This window comes from Nonomuraea sp. NPDC003754 (genome assembly GCF_053605785.1).
This window is the reverse complement of record NZ_JBSGJX010000075.1, coordinates 1-17,922: the sequence shown is the minus strand read 5'-3', so window position 1 is coordinate 17,922 and position 17,922 is coordinate 1. Positions and strand designations below refer to the sequence as shown.

At 67.0% G+C, this 17,922-nt stretch carries 15 protein-coding genes, 2 tRNA genes and 1 pseudogene; 4 read left to right on the top strand and 14 right to left on the bottom strand.

Annotated features, from left to right (window positions below; all coding sequences use genetic code 11):
- Positions 1 to 374: 374 nt before the first annotated feature.
- From ACWEVS_RS44325 to ACWEVS_RS44295, 7 genes are all read right to left on the bottom strand, one after another.
- Complete coding sequence (locus ACWEVS_RS44325; protein ID WP_449919700.1) at positions 375 to 2,939, bottom strand: valine--tRNA ligase; 2,565 nt, start codon at positions 2,937 to 2,939, stop codon at positions 375 to 377.
- 117 nt (positions 2,940 to 3,056) lie between these two features.
- Positions 3,057 to 4,340: an ATP-dependent Clp protease ATP-binding subunit ClpX gene (clpX, locus tag ACWEVS_RS44320; protein ID WP_354914831.1), complete on the bottom strand. Its 1,284-nt coding sequence runs from the start codon at positions 4,338 to 4,340 to the stop codon at positions 3,057 to 3,059.
- A gap of 174 nt (positions 4,341 to 4,514) precedes the next feature.
- Complete coding sequence (locus ACWEVS_RS44315; RefSeq protein ID WP_449919697.1) at positions 4,515 to 5,138, bottom strand: ATP-dependent Clp protease proteolytic subunit; 624 nt, start codon at positions 5,136 to 5,138, stop codon at positions 4,515 to 4,517.
- Between the two features lie 11 nt (positions 5,139 to 5,149).
- Complete coding sequence (locus ACWEVS_RS44310; protein ID WP_449919694.1) at positions 5,150 to 5,782, bottom strand: ClpP family protease; 633 nt, start codon at positions 5,780 to 5,782, stop codon at positions 5,150 to 5,152.
- A 112-nt stretch (positions 5,783 to 5,894) separates the two neighbouring features.
- Entirely contained in the window at positions 5,895 to 7,433 is a 1,539-nt protein-coding gene (locus ACWEVS_RS44305; RefSeq protein WP_449919692.1) for a Na+/H+ antiporter, read from the bottom strand.
- A 102-nt stretch (positions 7,434 to 7,535) separates the two neighbouring features.
- Entirely contained in the window at positions 7,536 to 8,900 is a 1,365-nt protein-coding gene (tig, locus tag ACWEVS_RS44300) for a trigger factor (protein WP_354914839.1), read from the bottom strand.
- Between the two features lie 164 nt (positions 8,901 to 9,064).
- Complete coding sequence (locus ACWEVS_RS44295; protein ID WP_449919689.1) at positions 9,065 to 9,931, bottom strand: helix-turn-helix domain-containing protein; 867 nt, start codon at positions 9,929 to 9,931, stop codon at positions 9,065 to 9,067.
- Positions 9,932 to 10,157: 226 nt separating this feature from the next.
- Between ACWEVS_RS44295 and ACWEVS_RS44290 the strand changes: the two genes are divergently transcribed.
- On the top strand, positions 10,158 to 10,637 hold the full coding sequence (locus tag ACWEVS_RS44290) for an ATP-binding protein (RefSeq protein WP_354914843.1): 480 nt from the start codon (positions 10,158 to 10,160) through the stop codon (positions 10,635 to 10,637).
- A 195-nt stretch (positions 10,638 to 10,832) separates the two neighbouring features.
- Here ACWEVS_RS44290 and ACWEVS_RS44285 read toward each other — a convergent pair whose 3' ends face one another.
- The 5 genes from ACWEVS_RS44285 to ACWEVS_RS44265 all read right to left on the bottom strand — a co-directional run bounded on the left by ACWEVS_RS44285 (position 10,833) and on the right by ACWEVS_RS44265 (position 16,002).
- Positions 10,833 to 11,693, bottom strand: a complete 861-nt coding sequence (locus ACWEVS_RS44285) for a class I SAM-dependent methyltransferase (RefSeq protein WP_452414536.1) — start codon at positions 11,691 to 11,693, stop codon at positions 10,833 to 10,835.
- Positions 11,694 to 11,995: 302 nt separating this feature from the next.
- Positions 11,996 to 12,457: a PPC domain-containing DNA-binding protein gene (locus ACWEVS_RS44280; RefSeq protein WP_452557033.1), complete on the bottom strand. Its 462-nt coding sequence runs from the start codon at positions 12,455 to 12,457 to the stop codon at positions 11,996 to 11,998.
- Positions 12,458 to 12,478: 21 nt separating this feature from the next.
- Positions 12,479 to 13,483, bottom strand: a complete 1,005-nt coding sequence (locus tag ACWEVS_RS44275; protein ID WP_452557031.1) for an asparaginase — start codon at positions 13,481 to 13,483, stop codon at positions 12,479 to 12,481.
- Positions 13,484 to 14,312: 829 nt separating this feature from the next.
- A complete protein-coding gene (locus ACWEVS_RS44270) occupies positions 14,313 to 15,407 on the bottom strand; it encodes an alanine racemase (RefSeq protein ID WP_452557029.1) in 1,095 nt (364 codons plus the stop codon).
- Between the two features lie 40 nt (positions 15,408 to 15,447).
- A complete protein-coding gene (locus ACWEVS_RS44265) occupies positions 15,448 to 16,002 on the bottom strand; it encodes a UTRA domain-containing protein (protein WP_452557027.1) in 555 nt (184 codons plus the stop codon).
- A gap of 200 nt (positions 16,003 to 16,202) precedes the next feature.
- On the opposite strand from ACWEVS_RS44265, the gene ACWEVS_RS44260 reads away from it, so the two are divergent.
- Both ACWEVS_RS44260 and ACWEVS_RS44255 read left to right on the top strand, forming a co-directional pair.
- Positions 16,203 to 16,520 carry a hypothetical protein gene (locus ACWEVS_RS44260; protein WP_452557025.1) on the top strand — a complete coding sequence of 106 codons (318 nt, stop codon included), beginning with the start codon at positions 16,203 to 16,205 and terminating at the stop codon, positions 16,518 to 16,520.
- A gap of 95 nt (positions 16,521 to 16,615) precedes the next feature.
- The gene (locus tag ACWEVS_RS44255; protein WP_452557023.1) at positions 16,616 to 16,978 is read left to right on the top strand and encodes a bifunctional DNA primase/polymerase; all 363 of its coding nucleotides are present in this window, start codon (positions 16,616 to 16,618) and stop codon (positions 16,976 to 16,978) included.
- A 184-nt stretch (positions 16,979 to 17,162) separates the two neighbouring features.
- Here the strand turns inward: ACWEVS_RS44255 and ACWEVS_RS44250 are convergent.
- Positions 17,163 to 17,236: transfer RNA gene (locus tag ACWEVS_RS44250), tRNA-Pro, on the bottom strand.
- Positions 17,237 to 17,325: 89 nt separating this feature from the next.
- On the opposite strand from ACWEVS_RS44250, the gene ACWEVS_RS44245 reads away from it, so the two are divergent.
- A tRNA-Gly gene (locus tag ACWEVS_RS44245) sits at positions 17,326 to 17,396 on the top strand.
- 373 nt (positions 17,397 to 17,769) lie between these two features.
- On the opposite strand, the pseudogene ACWEVS_RS44240 reads toward ACWEVS_RS44245, so the two are convergent.
- Positions 17,770 to 17,910: pseudogene (locus tag ACWEVS_RS44240) on the bottom strand (IS5/IS1182 family transposase); the annotation flags it as partial.
- Positions 17,911 to 17,922 lie beyond the last annotated feature (12 nt).

The following is a 17,922-nucleotide window of genomic DNA, read 5'->3' as shown; positions in this document are numbered from 1 at the left end:
TCGTTGTGTCTTAATTTTACCGTTTCGTCCGACTTGCTGTCAAACCGGGCGAACCAGCTACAATCTCGACCACCCCGCTTCCGGGGCAACCCTCTGAAATTACTCCATCATTCGGTCCTTGTCCAATCGCGTGGACGCCGCCCGAAGATCGAATGTGTTTCAGAGGGAGTGACGGGAGCCTAGCAGTCCTTGCGTGACCTTCGTTTCCGAAGATCCGTAGGCCGCGTTGCCCCGCCTTGAAAACTGTAGCAGCCAGCCAGAGGTCCGGCGTCCACCTTCGGTAACGAATCAGTTTTCCCCTGGTTCGCGTTGGCCAAACATGCCGGAGGGCCCGGAGCCGAGCACGACTCCGGGCCCTCCGCTGTCCACGCCGATCAGCCGGCGGGCAGGGTCGCCAGCTGCGCCTCGAGCCTGCTGATGTCAGCGGCGGACGCCTCCGCCCTGGCCCGCACCTTGGCCACCACGTCCTCCGGCGCCTTGGCCATGAACTGCTCGTTGCCCAGCTTCGCCGCCACCTGCGCGGCCTCCTTGCGCGCCGCGGCCAGGTCCTTCTCCAGCCGCTTGCGCTCAGCCGCCACGTCGATGGCGCCCGCGGTGTCGATGGCGACGGTGACCTCGCCGACGACGAACGAGGCGGTCGGCATGAACGACTCGCCCGGCTCCTGCAGCTTGAGCAGGGACCGGATGGCGCTCTCGTGCGCGGCGACAGCCGTACCCTCCAGCGTGAGACTGGCCGCGACCTTCTGGCCCGGCTTGAGGCCCTGGTCGGAGCGGAAGCGGCGCACCTCGGTCACCAGCTCCTGCAGGGCGAGGATCTGCGCCTCGGCCGCCGGGTCCGCGTAGCGGTCATCGGCCACCGGCCACGGTGCGACGACCACCGACTCGCCGCCGGTCACTGCGCGCCAGAGCTCCTCGGTCACGAACGGCACGAACGGGTGCAGCAGCCTCAGCAGCGCGTCGAACACATGCCCGAGCACGATGCGGGTCTGGTCGAGCCCCTCGGCGAGCTGGACCTTGGCCAGCTCCAGGTACCAGTCGCAGACCTCGTCCCACGCGAAGTGGTAGAGCAGGTCGGCGACCTTGGCGAACTCGAACTCCTCGAACGCCTCGTCGACCTGGCGAACGACGGTCTGCAGCCGCGACAGGATCCACCGGTCGGCCGACGTCAGCGCGGTGGGCAGCTCGCCGGTGGTCGCGCCGTTCATGAGCGCGAAGCGCGTGGCGTTCCAGATCTTGTTGCAGAAGTTGCGCGAGCCGGCCGCCCACTCCTCGCTGACCGCCACGTCGGAGCCGGGGTTGGCGCCGCGCAGCAGGGTGAAACGGGTGGCGTCGGCGCCGTAGCGGTCGATCCAGTCGAGCGGGTCGACCACGTTGCCGAAGGACTTCGACATCTTCTTGCCGAACTGGTCGCGGACCATGCCGTGGAGGGCGACGGTGCGGAAGGGCGGCTGGCCGTCCATCGCGTACAGGCCCAGCATCATCATCCGCGCCACCCAGAAGAACAGGATGTCGTATCCCGTCACCAGCACGGTCGTCGGGTAGAAGCGGGCCAGCTCGGGCGTCTGCGCCGGCCAGCCGAGCGTCGAGAACGGCCACAGCCCAGAGGAGAACCAGGTGTCGAGCACATCCGGGTCCTGGACGTAGCCCGCGGGCGGGTCCTCGTCCGGTCCGACGCACACCACCTCGCCGGCCGGGCCGTACCAGACCGGGATCCGGTGGCCCCACCACAGCTGGCGCGAGATGCACCAGTCGTGCATGTCGTCGACCCAGTCGAAGTAGCGCTTGGCCAGCTCCGGCGGGTGGATGCGGGTGCGCCCGTCACGGACGGCGTCGCCGGCGGCCTTGGCGAGCGGGGCGACGTTGACGAACCACTGCAGCGACAGCCGCGGCTCCACCACGGTCTTGCAGCGCGAGCAGTGGCCGACGGCGTGAAGGTAGGGCCGCTTCTCGGCGACGATCAGGCCCTGCTGGCGCAGCGCCGCGACCACCGCCGGTCGCGCCTCGAACCTGTCGAGGCCGAGGAACGGGCCATGGGCGGTGATCACGCCGCGCTCGTCCATGACGGTCAGCGACGGCAGCGAGTGGCGGCGGCCGATCTCGAAGTCGTTGGGGTCGTGCGCCGGGGTCACCTTGACGCAGCCGGTGCCGAAGGCGGGGTCGACGTGCTCGTCGGCGACGATCGGGATCCTGCGCCCGGTCAGCGGCAGCTCCACCTCGGTGCCGACCAGGTGCGCGTAGCGCTCGTCCGACGGGTGGACGGCCACGGCCGTGTCACCGAGCATCGTCTCGGGACGGGTGGTGGCGACCACGATCTCGTCGGAGTAGCGGATCGAGACGAGCTCGCCCTCGTCCTCGCTGTGCTCGACCTCGATGTCGGACAGCGCGGTCAGGCAGCGCGGGCACCAGTTGGTGATGCGCTCGGCACGGTAGATCAGCTTGTCGTCGAAGAGCCGCTTGAAGATGGTCTGGACGGCGCGCGACAGCCCGGTGTCCATGGTGAAGCGCTCGCGCGACCAGTCGACGCCGTCGCCCAGGCGCTTCATCTGGCCGAGGATCTTGCCGCCCGACTCGTCCTTCCACTGCCAGACGCGCTCGACGAACGCTTCACGGCCGAGGTCGTGCCGGGACAGCCCCTCCTTGCCGAGCTCGCGCTCGACGACGTTCTGCGTCGCGATGCCGGCGTGGTCCATGCCGGGCAGCCACAGCGTCTCCATGCCGCGCATGCGGGCGCGGCGGGTGAGCGCGTCCTGGACGGAGTGGTCGAGCGCGTGGCCGATGTGGAGCACACCCGTCACGTTGGGCGGAGGCAGCACGATCGAGTACGGCTCGCGCCCGCTGCCCGGGTCCGCGCCGAAGTAACCGCCTGCTACCCAGCGCTCGTAGCTCTGGGTCTCGACGTCGGCGGGCGTGTACTGGGTAGGCAGCTCTGGCGTTGTCACGCGGTCAAGTTTAGAGACCTCGGGCGACTTCCGTGGAATCGTCACCCCCGGGACGCGCCGAGGCCCCCGGAGCACGCTTGTGCTCCGGGGGCCTCGCCGTACTAGGACGGCCTGTGGTCAGGCCGACTTCTCGCGCGGGGTCCGCTGCTGCTTGGCGGCCAGCTGGTCGCGCGGGACCAGCGTCGGGATGGCGTGCTCCAGCACCGACTCCCGGGTGATGACCACGCGCGCCACGTCCTGCCTGGAGGGCACCTCGTACATCACCGACAGGAGCACCTCCTCGAGGATGGCGCGCAGGCCGCGGGCACCGGTGCCACGCAGGATCGCCTGGTCGGCGATCGCCTCGAGGGCGTCGTCGGTGAACTCGAGCTCGACCCCGTCGATCTCGAACAGCTTGCGGTACTGCTTGACCAGGGCGTTGCGCGGCTCGGTGAGGATCTGGATGAGCGCCTCGCGGTCGAGGTTGTGCACCGAGGTGATGACCGGGAGCCGGCCGACGAACTCGGGGATCATCCCGAACTTCAGCAGGTCCTCCGGCATCACGTCGCCGAAGATGTCGGCGGAGTCGATCTCTTCCTTCGACCGGATGATGGCGTTGAAGCCGATGCCCTTCTTGCCGACCCGGGACTCGATGATCTTCTCGAGGCCGGCGAACGCGCCACCGCAGATGAACAGCACGTTGGTGGTGTCGATCTGGATGAACTCCTGGTGCGGGTGCTTGCGCCCGCCCTGCGGCGGCACCGAGGCCGTCGTGCCCTCCAGGATCTTCAGCAGCGCCTGCTGCACGCCCTCACCCGAGACGTCGCGGGTGATGGACGGGTTCTCGCTCTTGCGGGCGATCTTGTCGACCTCGTCGATGTAGATGATGCCCGTCTCGGCCTTCTTGACGTCGTAGTCGGCGGCCTGGATGAGCTTGAGGAGGATGTTCTCGACGTCTTCGCCGACGTATCCCGCCTCGGTGAGCGCCGTGGCGTCCGCGATGGCGAACGGCACGTTGAGCATCTTGGCCAACGTCTGCGCCAGCAGCGTCTTGCCGGATCCCGTCGGACCGAGCAGCAGGATGTTGGACTTGGCCAGCTCGAGGCCGTCGTCCCTGCCGCGGTCGCCTGACTGCACCCGCTTGTAGTGGTTGTAGACCGCCACCGAGAGCGCCTTCTTCGCCTTGTCCTGGCCGATGACGTAGGCGTCGAGGAACTCGTAGATCTCTCTCGGCTTCGGCAGATTGTCCCACTTGAGTTCGGAGGACTCAGACAGCTCCTCCTCGATGATCTCGTTGCAGAGATCGATGCACTCATCGCAGATGTAGACGCCGGGACCGGCGATGAGCTTCTTGACTTGCTTCTGGCTCTTCCCGCAGAAAGAGCACTTCAGCAGGTCTCCACCGTCGCCGATGCGTGCCACCCCAGAAACTCCTTTGCGTGGGACCGCCCTGCTCCCGCGATCCGATCCTTCGGACCCGGTCCGAACCGCTCAGGTTTCGACGTTACCGTCTTCTGGGCCCTCAGTGAGCCCCCTGGCGGCGAGTCGCACCGGAACGTGCCCAATTGGGCAGCGCTCCGGTGCGTCGCGTCTCGATCAGGAAGCGACGGCCTGAGCTCGCTTCTTCCTGGCCGGAATGATGTCGTCGATCAGACCATACGCCTTGGCCTCATCGGCGTTGAGAATTTTGTCGCGCTCGATGTCCTTACGAACTTCGGCCGGAGCCTTGCCCGAGTGCTTGGCGATGATCTCCTCAAGGAGCGCTCGCATCCGCAGGATCTCACGGGCCTGGATCTCGATGTCACTACCCTGGCCGCCGCCCTCGGTGGAGGGCTGGTGGATCAGCACCCTGGCGTTGGGCAGCGCGAAGCGCTTGCCCGGGGTGCCGCCGGCCAGCAGCACGGCAGCCGCGGAGGCGGCCTGGCCGAGGCAGACGGTCTGGATCTCCGGCCGGACGAACTGCATCGTGTCGTAGATCGCCGTCATGGCCGTGAAGGACCCGCCGGGCGAGTTGATGTAGATGCTGATGTCACGGTCGGGGTCGAGCGACTCGAGCGTCAGCAACTGAGCCATGACGTCGTTGGCTGACGCGTCGTCGATCTGCACTCCGAGGAAGATGATGCGGTCCTCGAAGAGCTTGTTGTACGGGTTCATCTCCTTCACGCCGTACGACGTGCGCTCGACGAAGGAGGGGAGAACGTAGCGGCTCTCGATGTTCACTTCAGCTCCCCCTAGGAAACGGTGCCCTGCGAGGACACCTGGCGCGCGCTGCGGACCACGTGGTCGATGAAGCCGTAGTCCTTGGCCTCGTCGGCGGTGAACCAGCGGTCGCGGTCGGAATCGGCCTCGATCTGTTCCAGCGACTGGCCGGTGTGGAAGGCGATCCGCTCGGCCAGCGTCTTCTTCACGTAGAGCATCTGCTCAGCCTGGATGGCGATGTCGGCGGCGGTGCCGCCGATGCCGCCCGAGGGCTGGTGCATCATGATGCGGGCGTGCGGCAACGCGTAACGCTTGCCAGGGGCGCCGGCGCAGAGCAGGAACTGCCCCATGGAAGCCGCCAGGCCCATCGCAACCGTGGCCACGTCGTTCGGCACGTATTCCATCATGTCGTAAATCGCCATGCCGGCGGTGACGGAACCACCAGGCGAGTTGATGTAGAGGTAGATGTCGCGGTCGGGATCGTCGGCCGCGAGAAGCAGCAGCTCGGCGCAGATGCGGTTGGCGATCTCGTCGTTGACGTCCGTGCCGAGCACGATGATGCGCTCACGCAGCAGGCGCTGGTACAGCTGGTCCTCAAGCCGGAAGGACGAGCCGTTCTCACGGCCTCGCGACTCGGGCTGATAGAAGGTCGGCGGGCTGGTCACAGCGTCACCTTCCGATGCGTCGTAATCGATGGGCTTTGCTTGTGACCTTAACGCGCACGGCCCACAGGTCATGCCCGGTCCACCGACTGTTCGCTGTCGGCGCAGGTCGGCGTCAGTGCCCGCCGGAAGCGCGTCTGCGCTCCTCGAGGTCCAGTTCGTGCAGCAGCTTGCGCTGGGTCGCGACGCTGATCCGGCCCTTGCGGTACAGCTCGTTGAGCTTGTCCCGCTGGGCTTTGACCAGCTCCTTCCTGAGCTTGCCCATCTCGGGCCTGCCCTCGTCCTCACCGAGCACCGAGCGCACGGTGTCCAGGCGCAGCTCGAACAGCTGCCGGTAGACGTCGGCGGTGCGGTCGTCGATGCGGTCGTCGGCGGCCAGCTCGTCGATGCGGGCGAGCGCGGCCTCCAGCGTGGCCGCGCGGGCGACGGCCTCCTCCTTGATCTCGGCTTCGCTCTCCCCCAGTCCGAGTCTGCGCAGCAGCCACGGCAGTGTCGCCGCCTGGCCCACAAGTGTGGCCAGGACGACACAGGCGGCCAGGAACAGCAGTATCTGCCTGTTGGGCACGTCGAACGGGATGGACAGCGCGATGGCCAGCGTGATGGCTCCGCGCATGCCGGCCCAGCCCATCGCGACGCGCTGCCGTACGTCGATGGTCTCGAAGCGCTTGAAGCGCAGCAGCGGCACGACCACGAGCGTCCAGAACATCCGCAGCAGCACGACGACCGCGATGACCGCCACGACGGTGACCAGCAGGCGCGACCACGACTGCCCGGGCATGGCGCCGAACACGTCGGTGATCTCCAGGCCCAGCAGCACGAACAGCGTCGACTCCAGCAGGTAGACCAGGACCTCCCAGAAGGCCTGCCCGGTCAGCCGGGAGGCGGGCTGCAGCAGGCCCTGCCCGGTGGTGCCGAGCCGGAAGCCCACCACGATCGTGGCGAGCACGCCCGACAGGCCGAGCTCCACGGCGGGCAGGTAGGCCACGAACGGCGTGACGAGCGACAGCACGATCTGCGCGCCGGGCTCCTTGACCAGCGGCCGCAGCCAGCCGACGAGTCCGGCGACCGCGATGCCCCAGAGAATGCCGCCGGCGACGACCTTGACCAGCTCGATCAGGGTGTCGGCGGCGGTGACCGGATGGTCGAGCGCGGCGAGGGCGAGCCCGAACATGGTCAGGGCGACCCCGTCGTTGACCAGGCTCTCCCCCTCCAGGATGGTGACCAGCCGACGGGGCGCGCCGACCCGCTTCAGCACCGCGGTCGCGGCCACGGGATCGGTGGGCGCGACCGCGGCGCCGAGCGCCAGCGCCGCCGCCCACGGCAGCCCCGGTACGGCCCAGCCGGTCACGGCCGCCACAACGAGCGCCGTCGCGCAGGTCAGCGTGAAGGCCATGATGGCGATGGGGCCGGCGTCCGCCCGCGTCTCCCGCGGCGCGGTGAGGAAGGCGGCGTGGAAGACCAGCGGCGGCAGGAAGAGGTTGAGCACGATCTCGGGGTCGACGCGCACGTCGTCAACCCCGGGCAGCAGGCTGATCAGCAGGCCGAAGGCGACCAGCAGGATCGCCTCCGGCACGAGCAGGCGGCGGGCCAGGACGCGGCCCGCCACGAGGGCCACGGCGACCGCCAGCGCGAGGAAGAACAGCTCGTCCCCCATGACTCCCCCGTCGATCGGCCTCTCGTGAGTGCCTGCCCCGAAAACGGCGAAACCCCCGCCCTGCGGGAGCAGGAACGGGGGTTTCGGCAGAACGCGGAGTGCTTACTCCTGGTCGGCGGGCGCCTCTTCGGTGACCTCTTCGCCGTTGATCTCGGTGTAGATGGCCTTGAGGTCGACCTCGTTGCCGGCCTCGTCGACGACCTTGGCGGCGTCGCCGACGACGGTCTTGGCCTTGTCGCGGACGATCTCGACCATCGCCAGCGTGAGCTGGTCGTTGTCGGACAGGTGCTGGGCCAGCGTGTTGGGCGCGACACCCATCTGCATGGCGCGGCGGACCACGAAGTTGGTCAGCTCCTGCTCGTTGACGCCCAGCTCCTCGGACTTGACGATCTTGTCGAGGACGAAGCCGCTCTTGATGGCCTTGGCCGACTGGGTCTCGAACTCGGCGAAGCGCTCCTCCTCCGTCGTCTGGTAGAGACGGAAGAAGGCGTCGCGGCTCAGGCCGCTCTCGGCGATCTGGTGGTCGAGGTTGTGCTTGCGGGCGTCGAGCTCGGCCTTGAGCGCGCTGTCGGGGATCGGGATGTCGATCTTCTCGAGCAGGGCGTCGAGGGCCTTCTCGCGGGACTGGACGACCTGGTCGACCAGCTTGTTGCGGCGGGCCTGCTCGCGGATGCTGTCCTTCAGCTCCTCGAGGGTGTCGAACTCGCTGGCCAGCTGGGCGAACTCGTCGTCGAGCTCGGGAAGGACCTTCTCCTTGACCGACTTGATGTTGATGATCACATCGGCCTCGTCGCCGGCGTTCTCGCCGCCGACGAGCTCGGTGCGGAAGGTCTTCTCCTCGCCGGCCGACATGCCCTCGAGCGCGTCGTCGAGGCCCTGCAGGACCGAGCCCGCGCCGACCTCGTAGGACACCTCGTTGGCCTGCTGCTCCTCGAGGTTGACGCCGTCGATCTCGGCGCGCAGGTCCATCACGACGAAGTCGCCCTTGACGGCGGGACGCTCGACGCCGGTCAGCGTGGCGAAGCGCTGGCGCAGCGCGTCGAGCTGGCCGTTGATGTCCTCGTCGGTGACCTCGGCGGCCGGGACGGTCACCTCGATGCCGGCGAAGTCGGGCACCTCGAAGCTGGGCCTGATGTCGACCTCGGCGGTGAACTCGATCTGCTCGCCGTCCTCGATCTTGGTGACCTCGATGTCAGGCTGGCTGACAGGGAACAGGTCGACCTCGTCGACGGCCTGACCATACAGCTTCGGCACCGCGTCGTTGAGGGTCTCCTCCAGCACCACCGCGCGGCCGAAGCGCTGCTCGATGATGCGGGCCGGGACCTTGCCGGGGCGGAAACCGGGGACGCGCACCTGCTGCGCGACCTTCTTGTACGCCGCCTGCATGCTCGGGCCAAGCTCGTCGAACGGCACTTCGACGGTGAGCTTCACCCGAGTCGGGCTGAGCTCCTCGACAGCGGTCTTCACGGGGTGGTCTCCTTGATCAAGCTTGAGTGTCCGCGGGCGCGTCCAGATCTGCGGCTCACGCGCCGCGCCCACATGATCGGTGTCGGGCATGCTCGCACCGGCGAATGTCCAACGCCGCACGCCAGTCTAGGGCAGATGTGCACCGAAGCACGACGAAGCGCGGCTCAGATCTCGTCCTTGATCTTGTTCAGCAGTTCGACGGTCTCGTCTGGTGTCGTGCTGACCGCGCACAAGCGTTCCATGACCTCGGTGTAGCGGTCGACGTCCTCGCGCTTGTCGAGGTAGAGGGCGCTGGCCAGCTGCTCGACGTAGACGACGTCGGGCAGGTCGTGGTCGGGGAAGCGCAGGATGCTGAACGCGCCGCCCTCGGCGCTGTGGCCGCCGAAGTCGAACGGCATGACCTGGATGGTGATGTTGGGCTGGCGCATCTGCTCGATCAGGTGCTCGAGCTGGGCCTTCATCACGTCGGCACCGCCGATGGGGCGGCGCAGGGCGGCCTCGTCGATCACCGCCCAGAAGACGGGTCCGCCGGGCCGGTCGAGGACGCGCTGGCGCTCGAGGCGCAGGTCGACCCGGCGGGCGATCTCCTCGCCGCCGACACCCGCCGAACCGGCGGTGATGACCGCCCTGGCGTACTCCTTGGTCTGCAGCAGGCCGGGGACGAACTGGACCTCGTACGTCCTGATGCGGGCCGCGGCCTCCTCGAGGCCGACGTAGGCCTGGAACCACGAGGGCAGCAGGTCGTTGAACCGGTGCCACCAGCCCGGCTCGTTCGCGGTGGCCACCAGGTCGAGCACGGCCCTGCGGGCGCTCTCCTCCGCCACGCCGTACAGGGTGAGCAGGTCGGCGACGTCGCGCTCCTTGAACCCGACGCGCCCGAGCTCCATGCGGCTGATCTTGGACTCGGAGCCCCTGATGAGGTGACCGGCCTCTTCCCTCGTGACGCCCCGCGACTCACGCAACCGGCGAAGTTGGGAGCCCAGGAGGATGCGCAGAGCCGTTGGCCCCGACCCCGGCGGGTGCTGCGTCACAATGCCTCCCTCTTCGGTCCGCACACAGTGTCACTAGTTCCAGCTTCCATGACAAGGTCTCAGCCGTGTGTCCCCCATGCCAGTAATCACAATGCTGTTGCACATTGCAGCTGCACGTGCATTTGGGTCTTGCAGCGTGGCTTGTCGTGACCCATGATGGCCTAGTGCATATCGGGGGCAATCACTGACATATGCACTAATTCGGGATTAGTGGAGGTACGGCGGGATGGTGGAGGACCCTCTGGCCGCTGCCACCTGCCTGCAGATCACGCGTGAAGTCGGCTTCGAGCGCCTGCTCCACGACGACTTCCCGGACACCACCTCCTGGCCCCTCCCCTTCAAGGCCGACTCCGTCCGTACGGCCAGGGACGTCACCCGCTCGACCCTCAACGACTGGGGGCTGTCCGAGCTCGGCGACGACGCCGCCCTGGTGGTCTCCGAGCTGGTCACCAACGCGGTCAGGTACGCCAGGGGCAACCGCCACATCACGCTGCTGCTGATGCGCGCCGCGCCGCACGTCCTGCTGGCGGTCGCCGACCCCAGCGACGAAGTGCCCATGCCGAAGGAACCCGACTTCATCTCCGAGAACGGGCGCGGCCTCTACATCGTCGAGACCTACAGCGAGCAGTGGGGCTGGGACTGCCTCGACGGCGGCGGCAAGGCCGTCTGGGCGCTGTTCCACACCGAGGCCGACTCGCCGTCCTGAGTCGTCTTCCCGGCTCGTCTTTTCCTGCTGGTCCTTCCGGTCCGTCTTCCTGACCGGCTCGCCGCCGTCGTGGCATCCCTGTACACGCGACCGCGGCCATTCACGAACCCGCCACGCCGTCGGAGCGCCGTCCATCCGTCCGTCCTGCCGCCCTGGCGGCGGACCGGCGTGAACCCGGCTGCTCCCGGGACGACGTCAGGCCTGACGGGCGCGGACGAACCAGACGTCCTGGATGGGGGCCCGCAACCGCTCCGGCAACGGCGGCAGCCATTCGCAGCGCCCGTCGGCGATGTCGCGGTGCAGCGCCGCCTGCGCCAGCCAGCCGTAGGGAGCCAGCCACTCCACCGGATCGCGGAACGAGCCGACGAACGGCGAGCCGCGCTCGCTCATCTGCCGCAGGAACTCCTGCCGGGCGGGATCGGTGAGGAACCGGTCGTGCGGCCCGTCGAAGGTGAACCACGAGCCCGGCGCCGACAGCGCGCTCATGGTCTCGGCCAGTGCCCGCCCCTGCGGCTTGGTGAGGTAGTAGAACAGCCCCTCCGCGATCCAGTGCACCGGCCGCCCGGGTTCGAAGCCGGCGGCGAGCAGCGCGGCCGTCCAGCTGTCCTCGCGCAGGTCCGCCTCCACGACCTCCACCCGGCATCTGGCGGTGAACCCGGCCGCGCCGAGCAGCTCCGCCTTGCCGGCGAGCTGGCCGGGCAGGTCGACCTCGAAGTAGCTGAAGCCCTCGTCGAGCGGCAGCCGGTAGGCGCGGGAGTCGGTGCCCGAGCCCAGGCAGACCGCCTGCCGTACGCCTGACTCGAGCAGCGTCGCGTCGCCGAGCCGCCCCCTGATCGGCACCACCTCTGACGGCAGCCCCTTGCTGCGAATCTCGTCGTAGCTCGCCTCGGACTCCGAGGTGACGAAGGCGGCGGCGCACGGATCGTCCACATAGGCGTCGGCCTGGGCCCGCTCCCTGGACCGGATCACGGCCATCCAGTCACTGGTGAGCATCACCGACCCGGCCCGCACCTCGTCGTCCATCGACATGCTCACCCCCGGCACGCGACTCCCCACTCAGGGTCATCATGCCTGATGGTGTTCCGCCCGACCACCGGAGGGGCCAGGATGCACACGATCTCGCCCCGTCCATTGCGCGGGCACATCCCGTCGTCCAGCCGACCGTCGTGGCGATGGACCGCGTCACTCGCTCGGTCAGGCATGGCGCACGTGGGCAGAAGCCCGCCGCACCTCTGTGACTATTGTCACCCTCGGCAAGCCGTTCTTCCTCAGCTGCTCCTCTGGGTCACCGACGTTTGCCGCTAGTCAGATTCGGCAGGGGACAGCAGGGTCCCATCGGCAGGCGGCTGATCGGCTGGTCATGCGCCGAAGGTCAGGAGAGGTACGTCGTAGAGATCTGGGTTCCGTGGTCGCGTCATGGAGGGTGACGTCACTTCAACCACAAGCATCTCCGTGAGGAATTGCACGCGGGCCGAGAGCAGATGACTGGTATGACCGATTGCGGACCGCTCCTTGAGCCCGAGCGTTGTGTGGATGTGCGGCAGGATGCCGCCAGTCTCGTTGTCCGCTGCGATGGTCCCACATCCCATGGCTTCGGCATTGGTCAGGTGGACCCTCGACCACACCGGGGCGTCCGGGTTTCCGAGCTTCTCGCAGGTGCCAACGATCTCGACTTCAGCGAAGCCAGCAAGGAACATGGGGATGTAGCCCTGTCGGATGCCATGCTCACGACAGAAGTCGGCAAGCACGGTCATGAAGTCGTCGCCATGGTCGAAGGTGACGCCGAACGTGCGCCCTGTGGCCAGTTCATGCGCTCTCATGGGGTGTTCGCCCTCCAGGAGTCACCGGTTGTCTGCCCGACCGCCGGCCACCGCCAACGTTTCTCTAATACGGCCGCGGGAGGCCCCGGAAGCAAGAAGCAGATGCAGGAGAATCCGGGCCTTCAGAGGATCAAGGTACCCCGCATCGATCAAACCGCGAGCCAGCAGGTCCTTCTCTGAACCGTCGAACCCGTATGTGCTCGTGTGGACAGGACCGGCGCCTGTACGCGAGGTCAGGACAACCGGAATCACCGACGCCAGTTTGACGAGTGCAGGAGCCATGGCCGCTGGGACATGCCCCACGCCGAAGCCGGCGACAACGAGGCCGTCAACCTGCCTGCCGATGGCCAATGCGGTATCTCCGTCGTCCCCCAACGCCACCGTGATCAGGCCGACTCGGACGGTGCGCCGATCATCTGGCGTGAGGACCGGCCCGCGTGTCATGCGCAAGGGAATGCTCACGTGCCCCTCGATCACGTGCCCGATCGGTCCGTGGTTGGGAGACACGAACGCGGCAGGACTGCTCGCATGCGTCTTGCGTACCCAACGTGCCGCATGAATCTGATCGCCGAAGACAATCAGGCATCCAAGGCCGCGCGCCGTACGGCTGGCCGCGGTCCGAATCGCAGCCAGGAGGTTGGCAGGGCCGTCTGCTCCTGCCATGGCGGGGTTGCGCATCGCTCCTGTCACCACTACCGGCACATCCCCGCCACAAAGGAGATCAAGGGCATATGCCGTTTCTTCGATGGTGTCAGTCCCCTGTGTGACCACGATGCCGTCTGCGCCATCGTTTTCAGCCTGGAGGACCACCTGGGCCAGCTCGATCAGGTCAGCAAAGGAGACGGAAGCGCCTGGAAGGCGTCGAAAATCGTGGACTGCCAGCTCTGCATCGAGACCATCAAGGCCCGGGACGGCTGACAGCAGCTCCCCCGCAGTCAGCGCTGGAACGACGCCGCCGTTCGTGCTTGGCACCATCGCGATGGTGCCGCCAAGGGAGAACACTGCGACGCGGGGAGGGGCAGTCATGAGGTGTGACCTTTCCTTGAAGGAGACCTAAAGGCGATCAAGTTATGGCGCGATCTCTCTCGTCGGCGTACGCGCACCCGGCGTCGATACCGGCCACTGAGACAGCAGCCAGTGAGGGCCCAGCAGTCCGCTGGTACCGCCCTGCGCGAATGCCGGGCACTGCGACCGAAGATACGCCCAGTCGAGTTCGAAGTCGCGGCAAGCGCACGGCGTCGGCATACGGGCCCGTCGGCCTCGATGACGGGATTTCGGGCACCGCGGTGAGCACGGTTTGGGGACACCGGGAACACCCGGGACACTTCCCCGCCCTGGTCAGCCCTCGGTTGGGGGACACGAGCACCCCCGAGGAACATCTACCAGCCACTGAGAGTCCCTGAACCCGCGTAGTGGCCGGCCCTTGTTCAAGCGCCATAGGCAGCCGACCGACCTCGACAGAGTCATCTAGCCATGCGCCCCAGAAAACCCCGGACCAGTTGATCCAAGTCACCGTCGTGGCTGGTCTCTTCGCCGAGAATTCGCTCAAAATGTGAACGATTCCGCTGTCCCTCCAATAGCGATCACGTGTGCCGTCGGCAGCCAGTTGCCCACGATGATGCGGCCCCTCTCCACGCTCTCTCAAGAGCGTCATATACCCTGATTTCGTCCATGGAGTCGAAATAGAAGCCATCGCGACTAAGCCGAGGATCGGGCGTTGCGGGGACAGCGTGTGCCCGGCCTTGCCGTGCGTTTCCTCTGGTCAACGTCCGTTTGGGGACAGCAGGGACACTTCCCCGCCCAACATAAGGTGATCCGGAGGATGACCCCGGACCACCTTCATGTAGAACCCCGATCAGATGCCGACGTAGTGGAAGGTCGGCTTCGGGTGCATGAGGAAATCGTGGTGCGAGATGTTCCACGCGTACGCACCGGCCATGAGGAACTCCACGACGTCCCCCGTCCTCAGGGTCACCGGGACATCCCGCGCCATGGTGTCCTTCGGCGTGCAGAGCTGCCCGACGATAGTCGTTGGCTCCCCTGACTCCTCAATGACCATTGGCTGGCTGTGCCCCTTGGTCGCAGGTGTCCTGATGTGGTGAGTGCCACCTGCAACCACCGCGAACAGCTCACCGTGGACGCGCTTGACGTCGATCACCTTCGTGACGTATCGACCGCAGTACACCGAAATCGACCGGCCCGGCTCGATGCGCAGAGTCTCACCGGGACGTCGAAGCGCCGCCAGGCCAGCGCCGTACGCCTCCCAGTCGAAGCGGGATTCGGGGTCGGCGTAGGAGACGGCCATGCCACCGCCGATATTGATCTCCGTAACGCCAAGGCCACGGGCGTAGTCGAGAATGGCGCCGGCCAGCTCCAACATGGTAGGAGCGTCCAAGCCGCTGGCCAGGTGTGCATGGATGCCGCGAAGCCGTACGGCGTCCTGACCGGCCAACATCTCCAGACATTCAGCCACACCGTCGGGGTCCATTCCAAAGGGGGTCGCGCCACCCCCCATCGCCAGAGATGCGCCCTTGATGGGGATGTCGAGGTTGACGCGAAGCAACACGGCAGCGGACCGGCCCGCCGCGAACAGGCGCCGGATCTCGCTGGGGCTCTCGATGTGGAGCCGGTAGATGTCAGCGAACAGTTCGGAGTCGGTCTTGCCAGGGCCGCCGAGTGCGATGCGCGAGGCGGGGAACTGCTCGCGCACGTGCGCCAGCTCTCCCCCGGACGCGATCTCGAAGCCGTCTACATAGGACGCGATGACCCGCATAAGGTTGGGGTCAGGGTTGGCCTTGACGGCGTAGTACACCTCAATGTCGCCCATGGCGGCTCGGACGGCTGCCATGTGGGCGTCAAGGTCGGCAAGATCGTACACGTACGCGGGCAGTTGGCCAGCGTCGGCAAGCTCCAGCGCCTTGGCGCGGATTGGCAGGGTTGTAGCTGTCATCGCGTCGTCCCCCTTCAGGTGATAGCTGGCTAGCCAGGCCTCAGGTGAGCGGGAAGATGTGCTCAATCACGAGGTAGTGCGCAGGCGTGACCGTGGTGGTCACCTCGACAGCCTGCCCGCTCTCGGTCCTGCCGACATGGAAGATGTCGAGCACCGTGTGCTCGGGGCTGATCTCCAAGGCATCGGCTTCTTCATCCGTGGGCGGGCGCACGATGATACGCTCGCCTGCTTCGGTCTGGGCGTAGCCGAGTTCGGCCAGGGCTGACTTGACGCCGCCCTGGATGTTCGGCCCATCGGCTTCAAGGTCGGTGCCGTCCGCGATCGAAAGCGGGAACCATGAGGCGTTGAGCCGTACCGGGATGTCGGAGGCCAAGAGTCGGCGACGCCGTACGAGGGCGTTCTCCTCTCCGCGCGGTAGGCCGAGAGCATCGGCCACGTCATCTGGAGGCGTGGCGCGTTCCACGGTGATCTCGTGCTGCGGTTCGAGGCCGAGTTCGCGTACCTCCGCATCGAACGCGCCGCGGGCCTGGCCGCTCTGGCGCGCCACCCGCGAGTAACGGGCTGCGGAGTGGAGCATCGGCGGGATGTAAGTCATGATCGTTCCCCTCTCTTGCTGGGGCGAATCATGCCCTCTGCTGCCGTCGCGCAACCTCGGCAGCAGGCGTGTGCTGGATGGCCACACGGCAACAACCACCCGGACCTGATCGCGCCGACCCGCCAAGCGCTCGACGCCATCGGCCTGACGTACGTGATCGAGAACGTCAGGGCGCGCTACCCAAGCTCGGCACCCCGCTCATGCTCTGCCGCGCCATGTCCGGGCTGGCCGCCTACCGGCATCGCTACTCCGAGGCCGGCGGCTTCACCTTCGCGCCACCCGGCCACCCCGCCCACCTCGCGCCCCAAGCCAAGATGGGCCACCCTGTCCCGCCTGGCAGCTACGGCCAGTTCGTCGGCAACTTCTCCGGCGTGGCCCTGGCCTGCACCGTCATGGGGATGCCGTGGGCCAACCGCGACGGCCTGCGCGCAGCCATCCCGCCCGCCTACACCCACCACATCGGTCAGGCCATCGCCCGCGTCCTGCTTACCCAATCCGTTGAGAGGCCAGCCGCATGAATGACCAGACCCGCTACGCCTTCGCCGCCGCCCGCCGGAGTGGGACCTGTCCGGCATCAACGACGGCGCCGACGTGTTCGCCGCCATCTGCGAGCGTGCTGGACAGTCGCTGCCGCTGGAAACCTTCACCGTCCGCGCCCGGCGCCACCCACCTGTACCACGCCGCCCCGGACAGGCTCACTCTCGGCAACGTCCAGGGCGCACGTGGCGGGCTCGGCTGGCTGATCGACACCCGCGCGGCCGGCGAGTACGTGGTCGGCCCCGGCAGCTTCGTCGATCCCTCCTGGCCGAACCAGATGGAGATCTTCTTCTCCGTCGTGCAGCGCAAGGTCGTCACACCCAACGACTCCACCAGCCTTGACCAGGTCGAATACGGGCCGATCGCCTTCGAGCGCCGATCAACGAGACCGCCCGACCCTTCAGATGGAAGTTCACTCCGGCCGACCTCGAGGACCTGATGGCCTGGATCAAGCGACACGAACGCAAGGAGCACCACTCCCAGCAACCCACTAGCCTGCCGCACCACCAACAGCCGCCGCGTAGCCCTCGAAGAACTTACGGAGCGGATCACTTAGTCACTCAGTTAGACCTTCAGAAGGCCACTCCCGATTGCCCGGAGTGGCCTTCTAGCAGGTACGGCAGTCGGGGCGACAGGATTTGAACCTGCGACTTCCTGCTCCCAAAGCAGGCGCGCTACCAAGCTGCGCCACGCCCCGCGACGTCAGTTACGCATGCGCTCCGGGACTCCGGTACGCTTACGCCCTGACGACCGGATGAAGTCTAGACCAGACTTCGACCGGCTCGCGCGGACGTAGCTCAATGGTAGAGCCCTAGTCTTCCAAACTAGCTACGCGGGTTCGATTCCCGTCGTCCGCTCAGGCAGGTGAAAGGCCAGGTCACCCGGCAGGGGAACCTGGCCTTTCGTGTTCTCCAGGCGCCTATTTTCGATCTTCTGTGCCCGTTGCATGCTCGATGCCTTCTTTCCATGCCCGTTGTGCGCTGCCGGAGTGCCTGGCCGAGCGCCTGTGCGACGGCCCGTTCTTGATCTCTGGTGGTCTGTTAGGCCATGAGGTCTTGAGACTCGCGCCGGTCCCCGCTGCCATTGCCCACATGCCGAAGGTCACATGAAGTTCAGGCAGCCCAACATCGGCTCGCGCCTTGTTCCCGCCGGAAAGGAGGGCCGGCACACGAGCCCGCCTTTGGTGGCCGACGAAGACACGACCGAACTCCCCTAGACGAGTAAGAACGCCTAACGCAATGAGGTAAGGCGGCGCCAGCAGATGAGCGCGCAGGCCAGGCTGAGGAAGGCTTCGTGAATGTCTGCACGGATCTCCCACCGGATGCGCAGGCGGCGGAAGGCGTGCAGCAGAGCGAAGGTCTGCTCCACCACCTAGCGTTGTTT